At 71.8% G+C, this 20,700-nt stretch carries 21 protein-coding genes; 16 read left to right on the forward strand and 5 right to left on the reverse strand.

All coding sequences use genetic code 11. The features are described 5' to 3' along the window. Nucleotides 1-203 precede the first annotated feature (203 nt). Both ACIBTS_RS22800 and ACIBTS_RS22805 read left to right on the forward strand, forming a co-directional pair. Nucleotides 204-398 carry a hypothetical protein gene (locus ACIBTS_RS22800; protein WP_319670737.1) on the forward strand — a complete coding sequence of 65 codons (195 nt, stop codon included), beginning with the start codon at nucleotides 204-206 and terminating at the stop codon, nucleotides 396-398. Nucleotides 399-495: 97 nt separating this feature from the next. After that, nucleotides 496-1,410 (forward strand): universal stress protein, encoded by a 915-nt coding sequence (locus tag ACIBTS_RS22805; protein ID WP_399321633.1) that lies wholly within the window; start codon nucleotides 496-498, stop codon nucleotides 1,408-1,410. Nucleotides 1,411-1,853: 443 nt separating this feature from the next. Here ACIBTS_RS22805 and ACIBTS_RS22810 read toward each other — a convergent pair whose 3' ends face one another. Next, nucleotides 1,854-2,510 carry a CBS domain-containing protein gene (locus ACIBTS_RS22810; RefSeq protein WP_399321635.1) on the reverse strand — a complete coding sequence of 219 codons (657 nt, stop codon included), beginning with the start codon at nucleotides 2,508-2,510 and terminating at the stop codon, nucleotides 1,854-1,856. Between the two features lie 152 nt (nucleotides 2,511-2,662). Then, nucleotides 2,663-3,391, reverse strand: coding sequence for a CBS domain-containing protein (locus ACIBTS_RS22815; protein ID WP_399321636.1), 729 nt, complete (start codon nucleotides 3,389-3,391; stop codon nucleotides 2,663-2,665). A 196-nt stretch (nucleotides 3,392-3,587) separates the two neighbouring features. Between ACIBTS_RS22815 and ACIBTS_RS22820 the strand changes: the two genes are divergently transcribed. The 13 genes from ACIBTS_RS22820 to ACIBTS_RS22880 all read left to right on the forward strand — a co-directional run bounded on the left by ACIBTS_RS22820 (nucleotide 3,588) and on the right by ACIBTS_RS22880 (nucleotide 17,100). Next, nucleotides 3,588-4,463 carry a universal stress protein gene (locus tag ACIBTS_RS22820; protein ID WP_399321638.1) on the forward strand — a complete coding sequence of 292 codons (876 nt, stop codon included), beginning with the start codon at nucleotides 3,588-3,590 and terminating at the stop codon, nucleotides 4,461-4,463. A 123-nt stretch (nucleotides 4,464-4,586) separates the two neighbouring features. Continuing rightward, nucleotides 4,587-5,483, forward strand: coding sequence for an alpha/beta fold hydrolase (locus ACIBTS_RS22825; protein WP_399321640.1), 897 nt, complete (start codon nucleotides 4,587-4,589; stop codon nucleotides 5,481-5,483). Between the two features lie 326 nt (nucleotides 5,484-5,809). Further along, nucleotides 5,810-6,712: a universal stress protein gene (locus ACIBTS_RS22830; RefSeq protein ID WP_399321642.1), complete on the forward strand. Its 903-nt coding sequence runs from the start codon at nucleotides 5,810-5,812 to the stop codon at nucleotides 6,710-6,712. A 22-nt stretch (nucleotides 6,713-6,734) separates the two neighbouring features. Next, nucleotides 6,735-7,361: a universal stress protein gene (locus ACIBTS_RS22835; RefSeq protein WP_399321739.1), complete on the forward strand. Its 627-nt coding sequence runs from the start codon at nucleotides 6,735-6,737 to the stop codon at nucleotides 7,359-7,361. Nucleotides 7,362-7,398: 37 nt separating this feature from the next. Next, nucleotides 7,399-8,364, forward strand: coding sequence for an Acg family FMN-binding oxidoreductase (locus ACIBTS_RS22840; protein WP_399321643.1), 966 nt, complete (start codon nucleotides 7,399-7,401; stop codon nucleotides 8,362-8,364). A 465-nt stretch (nucleotides 8,365-8,829) separates the two neighbouring features. Next, nucleotides 8,830-9,654 carry a universal stress protein gene (locus ACIBTS_RS22845; RefSeq protein ID WP_399321645.1) on the forward strand — a complete coding sequence of 275 codons (825 nt, stop codon included), beginning with the start codon at nucleotides 8,830-8,832 and terminating at the stop codon, nucleotides 9,652-9,654. 235 nt (nucleotides 9,655-9,889) lie between these two features. Then, nucleotides 9,890-11,173: a GAF domain-containing protein gene (locus ACIBTS_RS22850; RefSeq protein ID WP_399321647.1), complete on the forward strand. Its 1,284-nt coding sequence runs from the start codon at nucleotides 9,890-9,892 to the stop codon at nucleotides 11,171-11,173. Nucleotides 11,174-11,229: 56 nt separating this feature from the next. Beyond that, on the forward strand, nucleotides 11,230-12,750 hold the full coding sequence (locus ACIBTS_RS22855) for an aldehyde dehydrogenase family protein (RefSeq protein WP_399321648.1): 1,521 nt from the start codon (nucleotides 11,230-11,232) through the stop codon (nucleotides 12,748-12,750). A 16-nt stretch (nucleotides 12,751-12,766) separates the two neighbouring features. Beyond that, complete coding sequence (locus ACIBTS_RS22860) at nucleotides 12,767-13,135, forward strand: DUF779 domain-containing protein (RefSeq protein WP_319670749.1); 369 nt, start codon at nucleotides 12,767-12,769, stop codon at nucleotides 13,133-13,135. Nucleotides 13,136-13,145: 10 nt separating this feature from the next. After that, nucleotides 13,146-14,159: a zinc-dependent alcohol dehydrogenase gene (locus ACIBTS_RS22865; protein WP_399321649.1), complete on the forward strand. Its 1,014-nt coding sequence runs from the start codon at nucleotides 13,146-13,148 to the stop codon at nucleotides 14,157-14,159. 84 nt (nucleotides 14,160-14,243) lie between these two features. Then, nucleotides 14,244-15,359, forward strand: a complete 1,116-nt coding sequence (locus tag ACIBTS_RS22870) for an NAD(P) transhydrogenase subunit alpha (protein WP_399321651.1) — start codon at nucleotides 14,244-14,246, stop codon at nucleotides 15,357-15,359. Next, complete coding sequence (locus ACIBTS_RS22875; protein ID WP_399321653.1) at nucleotides 15,356-15,676, forward strand: NAD(P) transhydrogenase subunit alpha; 321 nt, start codon at nucleotides 15,356-15,358, stop codon at nucleotides 15,674-15,676. The genes ACIBTS_RS22870 and ACIBTS_RS22875 overlap by 4 nt, the downstream gene beginning before the upstream one ends. Nucleotides 15,677-15,681: 5 nt before the next feature. Further along, nucleotides 15,682-17,100 (forward strand): NAD(P)(+) transhydrogenase (Re/Si-specific) subunit beta, encoded by a 1,419-nt coding sequence (locus ACIBTS_RS22880; RefSeq protein WP_399321655.1) that lies wholly within the window; start codon nucleotides 15,682-15,684, stop codon nucleotides 17,098-17,100. 631 nt (nucleotides 17,101-17,731) lie between these two features. Here the strand turns inward: ACIBTS_RS22880 and ACIBTS_RS22885 are convergent. The 3 genes from ACIBTS_RS22885 to ACIBTS_RS22895 form a co-directional block, all read right to left on the reverse strand. Continuing rightward, nucleotides 17,732-17,953 (reverse strand): SHOCT domain-containing protein, encoded by a 222-nt coding sequence (locus ACIBTS_RS22885; protein WP_399321657.1) that lies wholly within the window; start codon nucleotides 17,951-17,953, stop codon nucleotides 17,732-17,734. A gap of 70 nt (nucleotides 17,954-18,023) precedes the next feature. Continuing rightward, a complete protein-coding gene (locus ACIBTS_RS22890; RefSeq protein WP_399321659.1) occupies nucleotides 18,024-18,704 on the reverse strand; it encodes a CBS domain-containing protein in 681 nt (226 codons plus the stop codon). Between the two features lie 88 nt (nucleotides 18,705-18,792). Next, nucleotides 18,793-19,494, reverse strand: coding sequence for a CBS domain-containing protein (locus tag ACIBTS_RS22895; protein ID WP_399321661.1), 702 nt, complete (start codon nucleotides 19,492-19,494; stop codon nucleotides 18,793-18,795). 209 nt (nucleotides 19,495-19,703) lie between these two features. Between ACIBTS_RS22895 and ACIBTS_RS22900 the strand changes: the two genes are divergently transcribed. After that, on the forward strand, nucleotides 19,704-20,576 hold the full coding sequence (locus ACIBTS_RS22900) for a universal stress protein (protein WP_399321663.1): 873 nt from the start codon (nucleotides 19,704-19,706) through the stop codon (nucleotides 20,574-20,576). Nucleotides 20,577-20,700: the final 124 nt, after the last annotated feature.

Below are 20,700 nucleotides of genomic sequence, written 5' to 3' on the forward strand. Positions count from 1 at the left end.
CGTACGCGGCACCAGGGCCGATCGGCCCTGATGCCCAGGGCGGCCACCGCGTCTCGTCCTCCCGGGCCGCCCAGGGCCCGTACGGCCCCGCGCGCAAGGGCCGTTCCGCGCCCAGGGCCGGGCCCCTCGGCTCATGCGCTGCGGCCGGTGGCGGAGTTGGCTGGCAGCAAGGAGAACGACACCGACCAGGGAGGGCGAGCACAGTGGGCACCAGTCTCACACCGGAGTTCTGGGAGCGGTTTGCGGTACTGCTCGTGCTGGGAGCGGGTCTGACGTGTGTCCTCGCGGCCGTGTTCGACGATCTCGCCGTCCGGCTGCTGCGTCGTCGGGGACACAGGACGTCGCCGGCGGCGCCGATGCCGGACCGGCACGATCACCGTGTGTCGGTGCACTCCTGACGGTCGGGCCGATCGGCTCCCGTCGGGGACCTGTGGACCCTCGTGCCGCACACGAGGGATTCGGAGACTGAGGTGCATCCCTGAAGGAGGTCCGCCCATGCTCGCCATCACCGTCGGCCTCGACGGCTCATCCGAAAGCCTTGCCGCCGCAGACTGGGCCGCTCGTGAAGCGGTACAGAGAGATGTCCCTCTGCGTCTCCTGCACGCCGGGGACCCCGCGGGGGCGCTGTACACACCCTTCATGGGCGCCCCGGCCCCAGGTGTGATCGACGCACAGCGCGACTGGACGGCCCGTCTGCTGCGCGGGGCGGAGTCCCGGCTCACGGAACGCCACCCCGGTCTGCGCCTCACCGTCCAGGAGACCGGTGAGCGGGCTGTCCCGGCCCTGCTGACCGCCGGGAAGGACAGCGAACTGCTCGTCCTGGGATCCCGTCGGCTCGGCACGGTGGCGGGGTTCCTGGTCGGCTCCGTCGCCCTCGCCGTGGTGGCGCGCACGGAGCGTCCCGTCGTCCTCGTGCGGGCCGGCGAGCGCGCCGAGGACGAGCATGTGCCGGACGCCACCGGCACCGGGACGGTCACCACTGCGTACCGTGACGTCGTGGTCGGTCTGGATCTGGACAGCCCCGCCGACGCCGTCGTCGAGTTCGCGTTCGAGTCCGCCCGGCGGCGCGCGGCCGGCTTGCGGGTGGTCCACGGCTGGAACCCCGCGGCCGTCTACGGCTACGGCGCGGCCCTGGACGCGGGGCTGGGCGCGGACCTGGCGGAGGAGGCACGGAAGGGACTCAGCGACGCCCTGCGGCCCTGGAGGGACAAGTTCCCCGGGGTGGAGGTGCGGGAGCAGTCCGTCATCGGCGGCGCCGGCCGTCATCTCGTCCACGCCTCGCGGGACGCGGCGCTGGTCGTCGTCGGGCGGAAGAGGCGCCAGGCGCCGGTCGGCGGGCGCATCGGCCCGGTGACGCACGCGGTGCTACAGCACGCTTCGGCGCCGGTGGCGGTGGTTCCGCACGACTGACAGCACCGACGGCCACGGCCGACCGGGCCCATCAGGGGCCCGGTCGGCCCACGCACCCGGTGACTCCTGTTACGTACGGCGTGATGGAGCGGCTGACGGGCTTCCCGCCACTGCCCGAACTGTTCGGCTGGGCCGAGGGAGGATCCCCCGGGATGCACACGGCTCCGGGGCTGCACGGCATCCGCGTCGAGGAGGATCTGAAGGACGGGTTCCACGTCCTGCGCGCCGAACTCCCCGGCGTCGACCCGGACAAGGACGCTGAGGTCACCGTGGAGGGCAACGTTCTGACGCTGCGGGCCGAACGCGGCGAGGAGACGACCGAGAAGGACCGCACGGAGTTCCGGCACGGCGCCTTCACCCGTGCACGTCGGGCCGCATCAGGTGTGCGCGGCCGGTGGATCGGCGGATCACCGGCCGCGCACACTGCTGGTCGGGCCCGCGCGTCATCCGGCGCCGATCGGGCCGGCGAGACGGCAGCGGACGTCGACGACTCCTTCGACCGCCCGCGCCAGACGCTCGGCCACCGGGATCAGCTCCGCGCCGTCCACCCATCCCGTGAGGGTCACGACGCCCTCGGAGACCTCGACCCGGATGTGGTCGGCGGGCAGCGGGAACAGGCGGTCGACGACCTCGTGACGTACTTGCTCGGTCAGGTCCTCGTCGTCCCGGAGGAACACCTTGAGCAGATCCGAGCGGCTGACAATGCCCTCGAGCCTGCCCTCGACGTCGATGACGGGCAGCCGCTTGACCTTGCGCCCGGCCATGATGCGTGCCGCCTCGGGCAGCGTGGTGGTTTCGTGCACGGTGACCGCCGGGCTGCTCATCAGCTGCTCGGCGGTCAGCGCACCGGCCTTCGCCAGATCGGCCGGGCGCTGTCGCTGGGTGACCAGGTCCGGAAGATCGTCCCGGAACTCCTCCTTGGGCAGAAGGTCGGCTTCCGAGACGACCCCGATGACGCGGCCCTCGCCTTCGAGAACGGGCAGCGCGCCGACCTTCCACCGCTCCATGATCCGGACGATGTCCTTGAACGGCGTGTCGCGGCCGACGGCGACGACGGCACGTGTCATCACGTCGCTCACGACGTGCGGGTGGGTCTGCATGATCTGATCTCCCTCCTTGAGGTGGTCAGGAGGCGCGCACGCCCACGGCGACGGTCAGTTCCGGTACGCACGGTGGTGCAGGCGCCCAGCACGGTGGCGACGATGAGAAGGAGGGGAATCATGGCCGTTGTCCCTTCTTCCGCGCACCCCGTTCAGAGCTTGCGCAGCCAGTCGTCGGCGACGCCGTGCACGGCGAGGCCGGTGGGCTGCGGGGGCTTGTCGTCGATGCGGTAGGAGAGGTGGTCGACGACGTCCACGACGCCGTCCAGCCGCCGCGTCATACCGACCGCGATCGGGATCTCGCTGCGCCGTTCCAGTTGGCCGGTCAGCGTGACCACACCGTTCTCCACGGCTGCCTCGACGGTGAACGGGGCCAGCCAGAGCGTGTTGAGGAAGACCTCCTGCCGAACGTCCCGCTGAATCTCGTCGTCGGTGCGCAGGAAGACCTGGAGCAGGTCCCGGCGCGTGACGATGCCGACGAGTGTGCCCTGCTCGTCCACCACGGGCAGCCGCTCGATGCGATGCTCCGTCATGAGCCGGGCGGCCTCGGCGACCGTGGCGTCGACGTGCACGGTGACGGCGGGCTTCGACATCACCCCGCCGGCCGTCCTGGCACGGCTCTTGGCTGCGGCGTGCCGGGCACGGGCGCCGAACAGACGCCGACAGCGTGCCAGGACGCCGTCGGACTCCGGTCCCCGAACCTGACGCAGCACGAGGTCGGTCTCGGAGATCACACCGATGACCTTGCGGTCCTCGTCGATCACCGGGAGTCCGCTGACGCGGTGCTCCTCGAGCAGACGCACCACTTCCTTGAACGGCGTGTCGTACCGCGCGGTGACGACGTCGCCGACCATGAGGGCGCCTGTCCTCGTCGGCTTCATGGCTGGGCCTCGCTTTCGTGGGTGGCAGCGGTCGAGGACCCCCTTCGGGAGCCTCGACCTCAGCTTCCTGCCACCGGTGCGCGGCCCACATGGGCCGAATGTCCCCGCCAAGGGCCGATCCGCCCCCTCGTGTAGCCCGGCGGAGGGTGCGACCGTGAAATCGGACCCCTGTGCTGTATGGAAGGCGGTGGGGACGATGACGCTTTCCCTGGTCCTGGGCGTCGACGGCTCCGACGCGAGTCTGCCGGCGATCGACTGGGCGGTGGACGAGGCCGCACGGCATGGCCTCCCGTTGCGTCTGGTGCACGCCTCACGCTGGGGCCGTTACGAGCGAGCCGTTCCGTCCACGAGCCTCAGCCGTCCGTCCGAGCGTGTGCGCCTCGAGAACCTCGTGGCCTCCGCGGCCGAACGCGCGGAGCGGCGTCAGCCGGAGGTGAAGGTCACCACCGACATCGTCCCCGAGGACGCCGTGGAGGCACTCCTGCACGAGGGGGACAACGCGTTCGCCCTGGTGACCGGGGCGCGCGGGAACGGTGAGCTGAAGAGTCTGCTCCTCGGCTCCGTGAGCTTGGCCGTGGCGGCCCGCGCGCACTGCCCGGTGATCGTGGTCCGGGGTGACAAGGCGGGCCTGGCCGGCTCCCACGAGCGGATCCTGCTGGGCGCGGGCGAGCCCGTGACCGGCGCCGAGGCCGTACGTTTCGCCTTCCGCGAGGCCGAGGCACGTTGCTGCACCCTGGACGTCGTCCGTGCCTGGCGCTGCCCTGCCCTCGCGAGCGCCGACGACCCCGCGCTCGCGAACGAACCAATGCGCCGGCACGAGGAACGGGCCTCGGCCCTGCTCGACACGCTGCTGCGGGACGCCATGGCGGACCACCCCGGAGTCCGGGTGCGGCGGGTCACGGCGGAGGGACCGGCACACAGCGTCCTCGTGCGCCGCTCGGCAGCCGCCGACCTGGTGGTCGTCGGGGCCCGGCGCCGGCACGGCCGTCTCGGGCTCCAGTTGGGCCGGGTGAGCCACACCCTGCTCCACCACGCGGACTGCCCGGTGGCGGTCGTGCCGACGACGCTGTGAACGTTGTAGGTGCCCGCCCGTAGGGACGAAAAGAAAACCGATCGGTCTACAGTTGAGGAAACCGATCGGTTTCCCTCGGTGTTCTGTGGGGGCCCGGCTATCAGCGACGCACGGCTCACATGGATGGACACCGAAATGCAGCGCAACGAGTTCCCCGACGCGACATACACGAGCACATGGAGCAACGGCTACGGCGAGGTACGCTTCTTCACCCGGTCCGACGGCTCGCGATTGCGCTACTACACCGCGGGCGCCGGCCCCGCCCTCGTGCTGATGCACACCGTGCGCGGCCAGTTGGACTACTTCCAGCGCGTGATCCCGCAGCTGTGGGACCACTACACGGTCTACGCGGTGGACCTGCCCGGGATGGGATGGTCCGACATCGTTCCCGGCGCGCAGTACGAGGAGCCGCAACTGCGCGCCGCGGTCGTCGAGTTCGTCCGCGGACTGGACCTGCACGGCGTCACCCTGGCCGGTGAATCGCTCGGCGGCGCGCTGTCCCTGTCAGCATCCATCGACCTCAAGGACCGGGTCAGCCGGGTCGTGGCGTTCAACAGCTACGACTACCCCCAGGGAGGGGAGCGGGGGAACTGGATCGCCCGGATCATCATGAGCAGCGTGCGGATGCCCGTGCTCGGCCCCCTCTTCGCCCCCATCGAGCCGCGCCCCATCCTGCGGGCGGTGCTGCAGGGCGGCTACGTCGACAAGACCAGGCTGCCCGAGGACTTCATCACCGACCTGGCCAGAAGCGGCCGCCGCACCGGCTACGACAAGGTGGCCCGAGGGATCTTCCGCAGCCTCAAGGGATTCGACCGGGCCCGGGAGCGCTATCCGCGCGTGTCGGCGCCCGTCACCCTCGTCTACAGCGAGAACGACTGGTCCCGGCCCGCCGAGCGAGACCGGGTGGCCAACGCACTCGCGGACGTCCACCGCATCACCCTGCCCCGCACCGGCCACTTCTCCGCCCTGGAGCGCCCCGACGACATGGCACGGATCCTGCTGGAGGCGGCCTCGGGCTGACCCCTCAACGATCGCCGACACCACCGCCAACCCCGTTGAGGAAACGACATGACCCAGGCCTTCTTCCACGCCCTGGGCCCGCCGCAAGGGCCTGGCCCGGAAAGACGCTCTCAACCAGCTCGGTGCGACCGGCAAGCCCTCCCCCACTCTCGGCTGCGCTCGAGCGGGGGGACCCCCATCGCGTCGACGCCCCGACGGCGGACGTCCCGACGGTCCCGGGAGGGGCCGGACGGCCCCCTCAAGGGGACCGGGCAGCCTCTGCCACCGCACGGGCCGCGGGACGACGCTGGTAACGGATGACAGACCGAGCGTGGGAGGTGCCCGAGATGCTTCGACCCGTTGTCGCCGGAGTCGACGGATCCGCCGAAAGCCTGGCCGCCGCCGCATGGGCGGCTCGCGAGGCCGAGCGGCGGGGCAAGCCGCTTCACCTGGTGCACGCCTGGGACTGGCACCCCCGTCAGCAGGAGCGCGAGATCGCCGGTGCCGCCCAGCGGTATCTGGCCCGGCGCGCGCTGCGCCAGGCGGAGGAACGAGTCCGCGCCGAGTGCCCCGCCGTCCGCCTCTCCGACGAGCAGCTGGAGGGCCCGGCCACGCCCGCCCTGCTGAAGGCGGCGGACCAGGCCGATCTGATGGTTCTGGGCTCACGCGGGCTGAGCGGTTTCACGGGGTTCCTCGTGGGTTCCGTCGCGCTCGGCGTGGTCGCGAAGGCGACGCGTCCCGTGGTTCTCGTCCGGGCGGACGAGGAGGCGGCCGACGAACACGTGCCGGCAGATGACGGAAGCGCCTCGACGGACACCGCCTTCCAGGACGTCGTGCTCGCCGTCGACCTCGACGAGGCCTGCGACGAGGTCATCGAGTTCGCCTTCGAGGCCGCCCGGCTCCGGCACGCCCGGCTGCGGGCCGTGCACGCCTGGCACACGACCAGCCCCATCGGGCTCGGCCCCGGCGACATCGGACTGGTCGAGGAATCCTGGCAGGGCGAGGAGTGGCTGAGCTTCCTCAAGGCCGTCCTGCGGCCGTGGCGCGACAAGTACCCCGACGTCGCGGTCCTGGAGACGGTGGTGGACGACAAGCCGTCGACCGCGCTCGTGCGGGCCTCGACCGGAGCGGGTCTTCTCGTCGTCGGTCACCGCCTCGCCGAACGCCCCGTCGGCCCCCGCACCGGACCCGTCACCCACGCCGCGATCCACCACGTCGGCTGCCCCGTGGCCGTCGTCCCCCATCTCTGAGGAGGCGGACATGTCCGAGGAGGTGAGGGGCTTGACGAGGCCGGTCGTGGCCGGTCTGGACGGTTCGAAGGAAAGCCTCGCCGCAGCCGACTGGGCGGCAAGGGAGGCCCTTCGCCGCGGACTGACGCTCCGTCTGGTGCACGCTTGGGAGGGCCTGCCCGACGACGGCGCCGACGCCGGCCTGCCCGAGATCCGGGTACCGCAGTACCACGCGCGGCGTGTGCTGCGCGCGGCACGTGAACTGTTGAATGACCGATACCCCGGGCTCTGCATCGCCGCCGAGCAGGTGCACGGACAACCCCGTCCCGCGCTCCTCGCCGAGGCCAAGGACGCGGAGCTGCTGGACATCGGGAGCCAGGAGACGGGCGGTGTCGGCGGACCCTGTGACGACGTCCTGGACTTCGCGTTCCGCGAGGCCGAACTCCGGGGCTGCGCTGCGCGCCGTTTGCGCCTGGCCCGTGCCGTGGTCGTCCGCGAGAACCTCCACGAGGGCCGCGCCCCCCACGTCCTCGTACGCGCGGCGGGCGGGGCCGGACTGCTGGTGGTGGGTCGGCGGCGGCGTGCCGCGCTGGGCCTGCACACGGGTCCGGTGGCCCACGCGTTGCTCCACCACGTCCGCCGGCCGGTCGCGCTGGTACCGCACGACTGACGGTGGCCTCGAGTCCCGAACAAGGGTGGTCCCCATCATGTTCGACGTCCGCGCAGACCCCTGTCACGCATCCACGTACCTGGTCCGGGCCGCCGTCACCGCGCCGTCTCCGTACAACACACAGCCCTGGATCTTCGTCGCGGACGAGGACAGAGGCATCGAGGTGCACGCCGACAGCGCCCGGCGACTTCCTCTGGCCGACCCTTCCGGCCGGGAACTGGTCATCAGCTGCGGGGCTGCTCTCTTCAACATCCGGCTCGCCATGCGCCACCTGGGCTTCAACCCGGTCGTCGAGCGCTTTCCGCGCCCGGCGGACCCCGCGTTCGTGGCCCGGGTGGCGTGGGGCGCCTACCGGAGCCCTTCTCACGATGACCAACGGCTGTTCGACACACTGCGGCGCCGCCACACGGTGCGAGGGCCGTTCCTGGCCGAGCCCATCCCTGCGTCGCTGGCCGATGAGCTGCGCGAACACGCACGCCATGCGGGCGCCACGCTGGACTTCGTCGCCGACCGGACAGGCCGCCGGCAGCTGGCCGGGCTGGTCCGGATCGCCGAGGACGCGTACAGGTCCCGTCCGGAGTACGCGGCCGAGCAGAGGCGGTGGACCTGGTGGCCCGGCGAGCCGCGGTACGACGGAATCCCCGTCGACGCCCACGTGACGCACCCGGAAGTCGCGATCTTCCCCGCGCCTGCGCAGCGATGGCCCCCGCGCACCGGACCGGTCGCGATCCTCAGTACGGACCGTGACGACCCGGCGGCCTGGCTCCGGGCCGGTGAGGCCCTTCAGCGGGTCCTGCTCGAAGCGGCGGACCAGGGGGTCATGGCGGCCTTCCACACCCAGCCGCTGGCAGTGCCCGCCCTGAGGGTGCGGATCCGGCAGACACTCAGCGGTGGGGCCTTCCCACAGATGATCTTCCGTCTCGGATGTCCGCCGTATGTACGGCCGTTGCCCCGGCGCCCGGTCGCCGAAGTCCTCAGGGCAGCCGACTCCGGCCTCACCTGAGCCGCGCGCCCGTCCGCAGACGCGGCCACTGCGGGCGCCGTCGTCATACCTGGCGGCCGCCGGTCGACCGGTGCCGCGGAGCGAGGGAAGCAAGGACCAGGAGAGCCACCGCTTCATCGCCGGAGCGGGCCTGCGCGCGGGCCAGGGCGCCGCTGCGGACCTCCTGGGGGCCGGCACGTCGATCGGCTGCGGACGACGGCGCCGGGCGGGACGCATGCCCTGTGCCCGGCACGGCAGATGGCCGAAGCCCCGGCGACCGCGCGCAGTCGGCGGACAGGGCCGGAGGGTGTGCTTCAGGGACCGACCGGCCCCTGTCCGAGCGATCTCCGTGAGGAGACCGTGGGGTGAGAAAGCAGGACAGGGTCGCCGGACCCGAGGGACCGGCAGACAGAGCTGTCCGCCGTCGCGCCGCGAGCGCACCACTGCTCCGGCCCTGAGGTGTCCGAGAGGAAAGGGGGAGCCGTCATGAGCGGCCCTGTGCTGGTGGGAGTGGACGGCTCGGCGACGAGCCTGGCCGCGGTGGAGGCCGCCGCGCGGGAGGCCGACCGGCTGGGGGTGGAGCTCCGGCTGACGCACGCCCGCCCGTGGCCGACCGCTCCCGTGCCTCGGGGAGTGGCGCCGTGGGAGCCAGGGGGAGTCGGTTCGAGCGGCCCGGCGAACGGCGCGCTGGCGGAGGCCGAGCGCAGGGCTTGCAACGCCGCGCCCGGCGTGCGTGTCATGCACACCGTCCTCATGGGTGAACCCGCGACGGTGCTGGCGACCGAGTCCCGGCGTGCCTCGCTCACCGTCGTCGGCAGCCGGCCCACGAGCCGGTTCGGCAGTGGACGCCGCGGATCGCTCGCCGCCCGGCTGGCCGCCCACGGGGGTTCTCCGGTGCTGATGGTCCGGGGCGAGCCGGATCCGGCCGGTCCCGTCGTGCTCGCCTGCGACGACGGAGACGTCGGCCGGCGAGCGGCTGAGTTCGCCTTCGCCGAAGCATCGGCCCGCGCAACGGACGTGGTGGTGCTGAACGGGTTCAGGAGCCGGAACGGGCGGGCCCAGGACGGGCCCCACGACGCACTGGCCGCACTGCGGGAGAAGTACCGGGACGTCACCGTGCGTCGTCCCCGCGTCCGGGGCGGGACACGCCGAGCGGTCATCGAGGCGAGCACGCACGCCCAGCTCGTCGTGATCGGCACACGGTGCCGGGGCGGATGGACCGCGGCCGTGCCGGCCACGGTCAGCCGGGCGGCCCTGCGGAACGCCGGCTGCCCCGTCGCGGTGATCCGCGACGAGGGGGAGAGCCGGTGACCGGACCGGACCGAACCCCGCACCGCCACCAGGTCCGGCGCCGCCCCCTGGCTGTGCCCGGCCGGTGTAGCCCGTATGTGAGGCCTTCCGGCAAGTAGGGCCGTACGGACGGGTGTTCCGGGGCTGTGTGGCCCATTCCACTGGACGAATCGCCGGACCAGCCTGGGAGCTGGTTCGGCGACCCTCCCGGCATGACCTCGTGCCGGAGCCGACAGGAAGGCACGCGGGAGGTGCCATGGACGCTTCCGACGATGCCTCGGCCACCGTGCTCCATACCACCCATGAGCGGGGAACGGGGGGCCTCGTGGCCGACTCGTGGCTGCGCTGCAGGGCCCGCGGTGTACGCCGGGACGACAGCCGTCCGCCCCCCTTGCGCTGGGGGCCCGAAGAACTCGACGCCCATCGCCGCGCCCACCCCCTCGCCTCTGTGCTTTCCCTGTTCCGCGAACTTCTGGGCTCCGGTGCCGCCGATGACGCGCACGTGTTCGCGGTCGGCGACGCCGACGGCACCCTGCTCTGGGTCGAGGGCGACACCGGGGCCATGAGACGGGCGGAGCGCATGCGCTTCGTCGAGGGAGCCGTCTGGTCGGAGCGACAGGCCGGCACCAACGCCCCCGGGACCGCACTGGAGTTGGGCCGTCCGGTGCAGATCGTGACGGACGAGCACTACAGCGCCGCCGTGCGGGCCTGGTCCTGCGCCGCCGCCCCGGTGCGCGACCCCGCCACGGGACGTGTGCTGGGGGTGGTCGACCTGTCCGGCGGCGCCACCATCGCCACGCCGCCGGCCCTCGCCGCGGTACGCGCCGCCGCCCTTGCGGCCGAGGCACAGCTCGCCCGGCTGCCGTCCGTGCCTCTCCTCGGGCCGGACAGAGGCACGGCGGCCCCGCGCGAGGTCCGCCTGTGGGCTCTGGGCCGGGACAGCGCCCTTCTGGAGTACGGAGACCGTCGACATCACCTCAGTCCCCGGCACAGCGAGATCGTGCTGGCGCTCGCCCTGACGGGCCGCGGCGTGACGGGGGACCGGCTCGCCGTGGACCTCTCGGAACGCGAACTGCCCGCCTCGACACTGCGGGCCGAGATGACGAGGCTGCGCGCGGTCCTGGGACCGGACTTGCTCGGCTCCCGCCCCTACGCCCTGCTGCGCCCCGTACGGACGGACTTCGACGACATGTCCCGGCTGCTCGCCGAGGGCCGGGTCGGTGAGGCGCTCGCCCGCTACCCCGGCCCGCTGCTGCCGCGTTCCGAGGCACCGGCCGTCGTGGCGCACCGCCGTTGTCTGGAGCAGCAGTTGCGCGGGGCCGTCCTCGGCAGCGGCGACATCCGGCTGCTGCGCCGCTGGGTGGAGGCGGACTGGGGCACCGAGGACCTCGGTGCCTGGGCGGCCCTGGCCCGGGCGCTGCCCGCCGGCTCGGCCCAGCATGCCGCGGCCGCCGCGCGGGCCCGTGCGCTGAACCTGGAGACAGCCGTGTTCCCGCAGGTCCGCCCGTATGCAGCGGTATTGCAGCGTTCCCGCTCCTAGCGTTCTGAGTGTCACCCCGATCGTCGTGATCGGACGTCATCCGAGAGGAGACGGTCATGAAGTACGAGCCTCCGGGCGCACCGGGCAGTCCCGTCGACGTCGCGCCCCGCTACGAGAACTTCATCGGCGGCAAGTGGCAGGCGCCCACCACGGGCCAGTACACGCCCAACCTGAGCCCCGCCACCGCCAAGCCGATCTGTGAGATCCCGAAGTCCGGTGCCGAGGACATCGAACTCGCCCTGGACGCCGCGCACGCCGCCAAGGACAAGTGGGGCGAGGCCACCACGGCCCAGCGCGCCGCGGTCCTGAACAAGATGGCCGACGCCATCGACGCCCACCGCGAGGAACTCGCCGTCGCCGAGAGCTGGGAGAACGGCAAGCCGGTCCGCGAGACCCTGGCCGCCGACATCCCCCTCGCCGCCGACCACTTCCGGTACTTCGCGGCCGCGATCCGCGCGCAGCAGAGCGAGATCACCGAGATCGACAAGGAGACCATCGCCTACCACTTCCACGAGCCGCTGGGCGTGGTCGGGCAGATCATCCCGTTCAACTTCCCGCTGCTGATGGCCGCGTGGAAGCTGGCTCCGGCGCTCGCCGCCGGCAACGCCACGGTGATCAAGCCCGCCTCGCCGACCCCGTGGTCGATCCTGAAGCTGATGGAGGTCGTCGGCGACATCGTGCCGCCGGGCGTCCTCAACGTCGTCAACGGACCCGGCGCCGAGATCGGCAAGGCGCTCGCCACCAACAAGCGCATCGCCAAGGTCGCGTTCACCGGCGAGACCACCACGGGCCGGCTGATCATGCAGTACGCGTCCCAGAACATCATCCCGGTCACCCTGGAGCTGGGCGGCAAGTCGCCGAACATCTTCTTCAACGACGTGGCCGCGGCCGACGACGACTTCCTGAACAAGGCCGTCGAAGGACTCGTGCTGTACGCGTTCAACAAGGGCGAGGTCTGCACGTGCCCCTCCCGTGCCCTCGTCCAGGAGGACATCTACGAGGAGTTCATGGGCCGCTGCCTGGAGCGGATCCGCGCCATCAGGCAGGGCGACCCGCTCGACACCGAGACCATGATCGGCCCCCAGGTGTCGAAGCAGCAGGTCGAGAAGATCGCCAGTTACGTCGACATCGGCGTCAAGGAGGGCGCCGAACTGCTGATCGGCGGCCAACGGCCCACCCTCGGCGGGGAGTTCGCGGACGGCTTCTTCTACGAGCCGACCGTCCTCAAGGGCCACAACAAGATGCGGGTCTTCCAGGAGGAGATCTTCGGACCCGTCCTCGCGGTCACCACCTTCAAGGACGAGGCCGAGGCCCTCGAGATCGCCAACGACACGCTGTACGGCCTCGGCGCCGGCGTGTGGAGCCGCGACGGCGCCCTCGCCTACCGCATGGGCCGCGCCGTCAAGGCAGGCCGGGTCTGGACGAACTGCTACCACCAGTACCCCGCCGGTGCCGCGTTCGGCGGCTACAAGGTCTCCGGTATCGGCCGCGAGAACCACCAGATGATGCTCGAGCACTACAGCCAGACCAAGAACCTCCTGGTCAGCTACGGCACCAAGCCGCTCGGGCTGTTCTAGGAAGGAGCGGGACGACATGTCCGCGAGAGTCGAGAACGGCACCGCGGGACACGTCACGGCCACCCGGGCGGCCCGCAAGGCCATCGAGGCCCTGCGCGCCGCCCGGGGCAGGCCGGTGATGTTCGTCCAGTCGGGCGGCTGCTGCGACGGCAGCGACCCGATGTGCTTCCCCGGCGGCGAATTCACCCTGGGAGACGGCGACATGCTCGTCGGCGTGGTGCACGGCTGCACCTTCCACATGAACGCCGACCACTACGAGGCCCTCGGCCGCCCTCTCTTCGTCCTCGACGTCGAACCGGGCACACCGGGCGGCTTCTCCCTCCCGGCCGGGGACGGACTGCGCTTTGTCACCCGCATCAAGGCACCACGGTGCCGCACCAGTTGAGGAGCACGTCATGAAGGCAGCAGTGGTCACCGACTTCGGCAAGGCCCTGGAGATCCAGGATCTGCCCGTCCCCGAAGCCGGCCCCGGACAGCTACTCGTCCGCATGGAGGCCTCCGGGCTCTGCCACACCGACATCCACGCCGCCCACGGCGACTGGCCGGTCAAGCCCCAGCCTCCGTTCATCCCCGGCCACGAGGGCGTCGGCCCCGTCGAGGCCGTCGGTGCCGGCGTCTGCGAGGACCTGCTCGGCAAGCGCGTCGCCGTTCCCTGGCTCGGCTCGTCCTGCGGCACCTGCCGCTACTGCGTCTCCGGCTGGGAGACCCTGTGCGAGTCGCAGGTCAACTCCGGTTACTCGGTGGACGGTTGCTACGCCGAGTACACGGTCGCGGACGCCGGCGCGGTGGTGCGGGTCCCCGACGCCGTGTCGTCGCTCGACGCCGCACCACTCACCTGCGCCGGCGTCACCACCTACAAGGCGATCAAGGTCGCCCGCGTGGTCCCGGCCGAGCGAGTCGCGGTCTTCGGTATCGGAGGTCTCGGCCACCTCGCGGTGCAGTACGCCCGCCTCGTCGGCGGCCTGGTCACGGCCGTCGACCTCGAACCGGACAAGCTGGGCCTGGCCCACCGGCTCGGCGCCGACGTGCTCGTCAACGCCCGCACCCACGACCCGGTCGAGGAGATCAGGAAGACCGGCGGAGCGGACGTGGCGATCGTGCTGGCCGCCGCGCCCAAGGCCTTCGAGCAGGCGTACCGGTCGCTCAACCGCGGCGGACGCCTGGTCATGGTCGCGCTGCCCGCGGACGACGCGGCGGTCAGCGTGCCGATCTTCGAGACCGTGCTCGGCGGCATCTCCGTCATCGGCTCGATCGTCGGCACCCGGCAGGACCTGGCCGAGGTGTTCGCGCTGCACGCGGCCGGACGCACCCAGGTCATCGCCGAGTCCCGGCGCCTGGAGGACGTCAACGACTCCTTCGACGAGGTCCTCGGCGGACGGGCCGAAGCCCGGCTCGTCTTCGAGTTCTGAGAGGCCCGGAGGTTCGAAGAGTCCGGGACTTCCGAGAGATCCGTGGCCCGGCGCCCACCGGGCCACGGGGAGAGGCAGCACACCATGGCCACCGTCACCGTAGGCGCCGTACGGGAGCGGGCACCCGGCGAACGCCGGGTCGCCCTCGTCCCCGAGGCCGTCACCCTTCTGCGCCGGGCCGGGCTCGACGTCCTGGTCGAGACCGGGGCGGGCTCCGGAGCCTGGTTCACCGACGCCGACTACACCACCGCGGGCGCGACCGTCGTACCCCCGGAGGAGTTGTACGCCCGCGCCGACCTGGTGCTGTGCGTGACGGCGCCCGACCCGGAGACCGCCGGGGCCCTGCGCTCCGGCCAGACCCTGATCGGCCTGCTCGAACCCCTGCGCCACCCTTCGCTGGTCCAGGAACTGGCCGGGCGCGGAGTGCGCACGGTGAGCCTCGACCTGCTGCCGCGCACCCTCAGCCGCGCCCAGTCCATGGACGCGCTGACCTCACAGGCCAACATCGCCGGCTACAAGGCGGCCCTGCTCGCCGCCGACTCCTACGACCGCTTCCTGCCGATGCTGACCACCGCGGCGGGCACCATGCGCCCGGCGCAGGTTCTGGTCCTCGGCGCCGGAGTGGCGGGTCTGCAGGCCATCGCCACCGCCCGCCGTCTCGGCGCCGTCGTCTCGGCGTACGACGTACGCCCCGCGTCACGAGAGGAGGTGAGGTCCCTCGGCGCCCGGTTCCTCGACGTCCCGCGCCCGCCGGACGGGGAACCGGGCACCGAGAGGGGAGGCTACGCACGAGAGCTGACGGCACAGGAGCAACGGGCCCAGCGCGAGGCGCTCGACACGCACATCGCCCGCTCCGACATCGTCATCACCACCGCCCAGGTCCCCGGCCGCAGGCCGCCGCTCCTGGTGACCGCATCCGTCCTGGAACGCATGCACTCCGGCTCGGTCGTCGTCGATCTCGCCGCGAGCGAACTCGGCGGCAACGTCGAGAACTCCGAACCCGACAAGACCGCCGTACTGGACAACGGGGTCACCGTCATCGGCGCCGGACGCCTGCCGTCCGCGATGGCCACCGCCGCGTCCACGGCCTACGCCCGCAACCTCGTCGCCCTGCTGCGCCACCTGGTGCACGAGGGCGAACTCGTCCTGGACCCCGCCGACGAGATCACGGGCGCCCTCATGGGAGGTGAAACATCATGAACGACCTCGACCTCCTCACCGCGATCACCGTGTTCGTGCTGAGCGTGCTGGTCGGCATCGAGGTCATCAGCAAGGTCCCCGCGACCTTGCACACCCCGCTGATGTCCGGCTCCAACTCGGTGCACGGCATCGTCGTCGTCGGCGCCATGCTGATCGCGGCCGAGTCGCACACCTGGCTCGGCCATGTCCTGGCCTTCGTGGCCATGGTCTTCGGTGCGATGAACGTCGTCGGCGGTTACGTCGTCACGGACCGGATGCTGGAGATGTTCAAGGCCAAGTCCCAGGCGGTCGCGACGCACGACAAGGCGGAGGTGTGATCGCCATGGACACCGTCTCCAACACCGTCCACTACGTCTTCCTCGCCGCGGCCGCCTGCTTCGTGCTCGGCCTGCACCTGATGAACCACCCGCGCACCGCTCGCCGGGGCAACACCCTCTCCGCCGCCGCGATGGCCGTAGCGATCGTGGCCACGGTGTGGCTGGTGGCCGACGAAGGCCGCATCAGCGCGACCGGCTGGCTCGTGCTCGCCTCGGGCGGTCTCGTCGGCGCGGCCCTGGGCCTGTGGGCCGCGCGCGAGGTGCGGATGACCGCCATGCCCCAACTGGTCAGCCTCTTCAACGCCGTCGGCGGCGGCGCGGCCGCGCTCATCGCCGTGAACGACCTGCTCCAGGCGGACGATGCGGCCGCCCTCGGCGCGCGCGTCTCCCTGCCGGGCGCGCTGGACATCGTCATCGGCGCGGTCACCTTCTCCGGCTCGCTGATCGCGGCCGGCAAACTGCAGGGGACCGTGCCCGGGGCACCCGTCGTCTTCCCGGGAGTACGGCTGCTGAACGTTGTGCTGCCGGCGTCCTTCGTGGCGGGCGCCGTCTGGCTGGTGCTGGCACCGGACTCCCGTACGGCACTGTACGGACTGACCGCCGTGGCGCTGCTGTTCGGCGTGACCATGGTGCTGCCCATCGGCGGCGCCGACATGCCGGTCGTCATCGCCCTGCTGAACGCCTTCACTGGATCCGCGGTCGCCATGGCCGGCTTCGTCCTGAACGAGACCGCCCTGATCATCGCGGGCATGCTCGTCAGCGCCTCGGGCGGCATCCTCACCAAGCTGATGGCGGACGCCATGAACCGGTCCATCGCGAACATCGTCGTGGGCGGCTTCGGCACTGGCGACAGCGCACCGACGGCGGCCGGTACGGGCGGGGCGCCTGCCCAGGTGCGCCCGGTCTGCGCGGACGACGTGGCGATTCAGTTGGCCTACGCGAGCAAGGTCGTCTTCGTGCCGGGCTACGGACTGGCCGCCGCCCAGGCCCAGCACGAACTCGGCGCCCTGGCCAAGCTGCTCACCGACCACGGCGTAGACGTCAGCTACGCCGTGCACCCGGTCGCCGGCCGTATGCCGGGCCACATGAACGTGCTCCTGGCGGAGGCGAACGTGCCGTACACCCAGCTGAAGGAGATGGACGAGGCCAACCCGGAGTTCCCGCAGGCGGACGTCGCGCTCGTCATCGGCGCCAACGACGTCACCAACCCGATCGCCCGCCGCCCCGGCAACGCGATCTCCGGGATGCCGATCCTCGACGTCGACAAGGCGAAGAGCGTCGTCGTCATCAAGCGGTCGATGGGACATGGCTACGCGGGCATCGACAACGAGCTCTACACCGACCCGAGGACCGGGATGTTCTTCACCGACGCGAAGAAGGGACTGAGCGAACTCAAGACAGCGGTCGGCGAGTTCGTCGGCTGAGACCCCCGACAGCGGTGGGCCCCCGTCTCTTGGACGGGGGCCCACGCCATGCTGTGCCCGCTGCTGCCCGTCGCGCCCATCGCGGTCGGCTCCGGTCTGTCCCGCGCCCCACGCCTCGGCGTGGTCGTCCGCGGGTGCGGTGCCCTGGAGAACCTGGGACGAGGCCGGACACTCCTGCCGGACGAGACCCACGGAGGTGCTCAGCCCGGCGGCCTTCCTCGCCCGGAACTCGCCGACGACCACCGGGGCTCGATCGGCGGCCTCGGCGGGTCCGACGCCCGCCCTCTCTGGTTCCGGGCCGTCGACAACCGCGCGCTCTTGGGCGGACTGCCGGCCGGCGCCGTACTGCTGCGCGACCGCGTCCGACCGGCGCACCCCGCACGCTGCGCCGCCTACGGCGTCCGGCATCGAAAGGCTGCCGACGCTCACCGGCGACCGCACTCAGCCCGCCCGAGAAGTCTCCTCCGTCCTCGGCCTGGGCGACGTGCGTGCCGGGCCGAGCCCGGCTGACAAGGTCACGGCGGTGCGTGCCGAACATGCACGCGCGGTCACGGCGATGTCCGGCGGCGACGGGGGCGACGACGCCCCGCCCTCGCGGCGGGCGACAACGGCGTGGCCAAGGGGGCACGCGCTACTTCTCGCCGGCGTCTTCGCCCGACGGGGGTCGAACGGGCCCAGGACGCAGGACGGCCAGGCGGCGGTATTCGTTCTCGTCGATCTCCCCGCGGGCGAAGCGCTCTGCGAGGAGCTGCTCGGGGACGGGGCCGGGTTGTGCGGCGCCGATGTCGGAGGACCGGGACACGGACCGGAACAGCAGGACGGCGAAGACGACCAGCACAGCCCAGACGCCCACGTCTGCAGGGAATTCGTCCCCTCCCTGGGACGGCAGGACGGCCCGCGCCCATCGTCAGCGGCACCTGTGGTCAGGACCCGTGCGCCTGGGGTCCGCCTGGATCCGTCGACTCGCCGGCGAGGTGCGGTTCGACGTCCACGACGCCCTCGACGGCGCGTACGAGGCGCACGGCCACCGCGATGAGCGAGGTGTCACGGATGTCTCCGCGCAAGGTGACGACTCCCTCGTGCACGGTCACGTGGATGGCGTGAGTGAAGGCCGGGAACAGGTAGGACACCACCGTGCGGCGGACCTCCTCCTCGATCTCCTCATCCGACCGCAGGAAGACCTTCAGCAGGTCGGCGCGGCTGACGATGCCCTGGAGCATGCCGATGTCGTCGACCACGGGCAGCCGCTTGACGTGCCGGACAGCCATGATCCTCGCGGCCTGGGCGAGAGTGGCATCCGGGTGGACGGTGACGGCGGGGGTGCTCATGAGCTCCTCCGCCCTGGTCGCACCGGCCTTGGCGACATCGGCCAGGCGCTGTCGCTGCTGGGAGAGGCCCTCTTCTTCGTCGCGGAACTCCTCCTTGGGCAGCAGGTCGGCCTCGGAGACGACGCCGACGACCCGTCCCTCGCCCTCCAGCACCGGCAGGGCGCTGACCTTCCACTGCTCCATGGTCCGCACGATCTCCTTGAACGGCGCGTCCCGTCCGACGGCCACGACCGTCTGGGTCATCACATCGCTCACGATGTACGGCGTGCCGGTCATGTCCGACCACCTCGTCTCAACTCGTCAGCAGGATCCACCTGAGGGTCACGGTCGTCGCCGAGTTCAGGGCGATCGGCTCCGGCCCCGCTCATGTGGCCAGTCCGGCGCGGCGTGACGCCTCGGGCTCCGCTGCCGCAGAGGTGTCGTCCACCCGGTGGTGCAGCTCCGCGGAGACATCGACCACCCCGTCCACGCCCTGACACAGACGTACGAGGACCGGGACCAGCGACCTGCGCTCGACGGTGCCCTTCAGCGACACCCGTCCGTCGACGACGCGCACGGTGACCGCCTCCGGAGCGATGCCGAGGGTGCGTACGAGTACCTCCCCGGATATCTCCTCCCGGATGGCGCTGTCGCCACGCAGGAAGACACGCAGCAGATCGGCCCTGCTGACCAGACCGGCCAGCCGGTCGGTCTCGTCGACCACCGGCAGACGTTTGACGTGATGGCGCTCCATGACCTGGGCAGCCTCCACCGCCGTCCACTGCGGCCTGGCCGTCACGGCCGGGCTGTTCATCAGTCCCTCGGCGGTCGTGGCCCCCGCCTTCGCACGGTCGGCGGCCTTGGGACGCAGGACCGGGAGCAGGCCCCCCGGATCCAGTCGGTCCGCCTCCTTGCGCAGCAGATCCGCCTCGGAGACCACCCCCAGGACGCGTTCGTCGTCGTCCACGACCGGTACAGCGGTGATGTCGTGCTCGGCGAGCAGCTTGGCGATCTCCTTGAAGCCGGTGTCCCTGCGCACGCTGACGACCGATGTGGTCATGAGGTCGCTCACCGTCCGGTGCCACATGACTCCCGCCTCCTCATGTCGTGTGCTGTTCTCCTTCCACTGTCCGCCTGGCACGCGGAAGCCGCATGGGCCGGCCGGCCCCAACCGGTTCGACGGTGAACAACCGCGGCGCGCCCGTGAAGCCGTGGCGTGGCGGTGTTCGACGGAAGGAGTGAGGCTGGAAGAAGAGCGGACGGACGGCGGTGTGGACAGTGCACATGGAGGACGCCATGACCGGGGCGGACGGACGTCGGCCGATCGTCGTGGGCGTCGACCCCGACCCCTCCAAGCGGCTGGCACAGGCCTGGGCCGCCGACGAGGCGGACCGGCGGGGGCTGCCGCTGCGCCTCGTCCACGTCAGGGGGGTGCTGTTCGGTGGATACCGGCAGGGGGAGGCACGGCCGGCCTGGGAGCAGTGGAGCCAGGCGCTGCGCACCGTCGGGGAACGGGCGCTCGAGGAGGCGGTCGCCTTCGTCGAGTCCCGGCGGCCGGCGGTGGAGGTGTCGGCGACCTTGGCGGACGGGGAGCCTGCGTGGGTCCTGCGCGAGGAGGCGCAGAGCGCCTCGATGGTCGTGGTGGGCTCCTGGCACCTCGGCACCCGGCGTGAACTGTTCGGTTCCGGTTCCGTGGCACTCCCGCTCACCGCCCACGCTCCGTGCCCGGTCGTCGTCGTGCCGGAGCCGGAGCACGTCACGCAGCAGCCCGCGTACTACGTGGTAGGCGTCGACGGCAGCCCGCACTCCAGGGCGGCGGTGGACCTCGCGTTCGAGGAGGCGGCCCTGCGCGGCGCGGCCCTCAGGGCCCTGTACGCATGGCATCCCCCGCTTCTGGGAGCACTGGACGAGGACGCGGCGATGCGGGAGTGCCGCCGGGTGCTGTCCGAGACGGTCACAGGCCGGACTGCGACCCACCCGGAGGTGGAGTTGCACCACGAAGTCGTCCGCGGCCACCCGGTGCGAGTCCTGACGGAAGCCTCGGAGCACGCTCTCGGCCTGGTCGTGGGAACCCGCGGGCACGGTGGATTCACGGGCATGCTGCTGGGCTCGGTGAGTCAGGGAGTGCTGCACCACGCCCACTGCCCCGTGGTGATCGTCCCCGTGTGAGGGCCGGACGGCCTCGTCCCCTGCCCCGGACGGCCCTGGTGACCCCGGTCGGCCCGGCCCACGATCAGAGGTGCCGTCGCCTGAACGGCGAGACGGCCGCCGAACCCCGGGAGTTGGTGATGGA

Source organism: Streptomyces sp. NPDC050121 (assembly GCF_044460385.1).
Lineage (GTDB): Bacteria > Actinomycetota > Actinomycetes > Streptomycetales > Streptomycetaceae > Streptomyces > Streptomyces soliscabiei.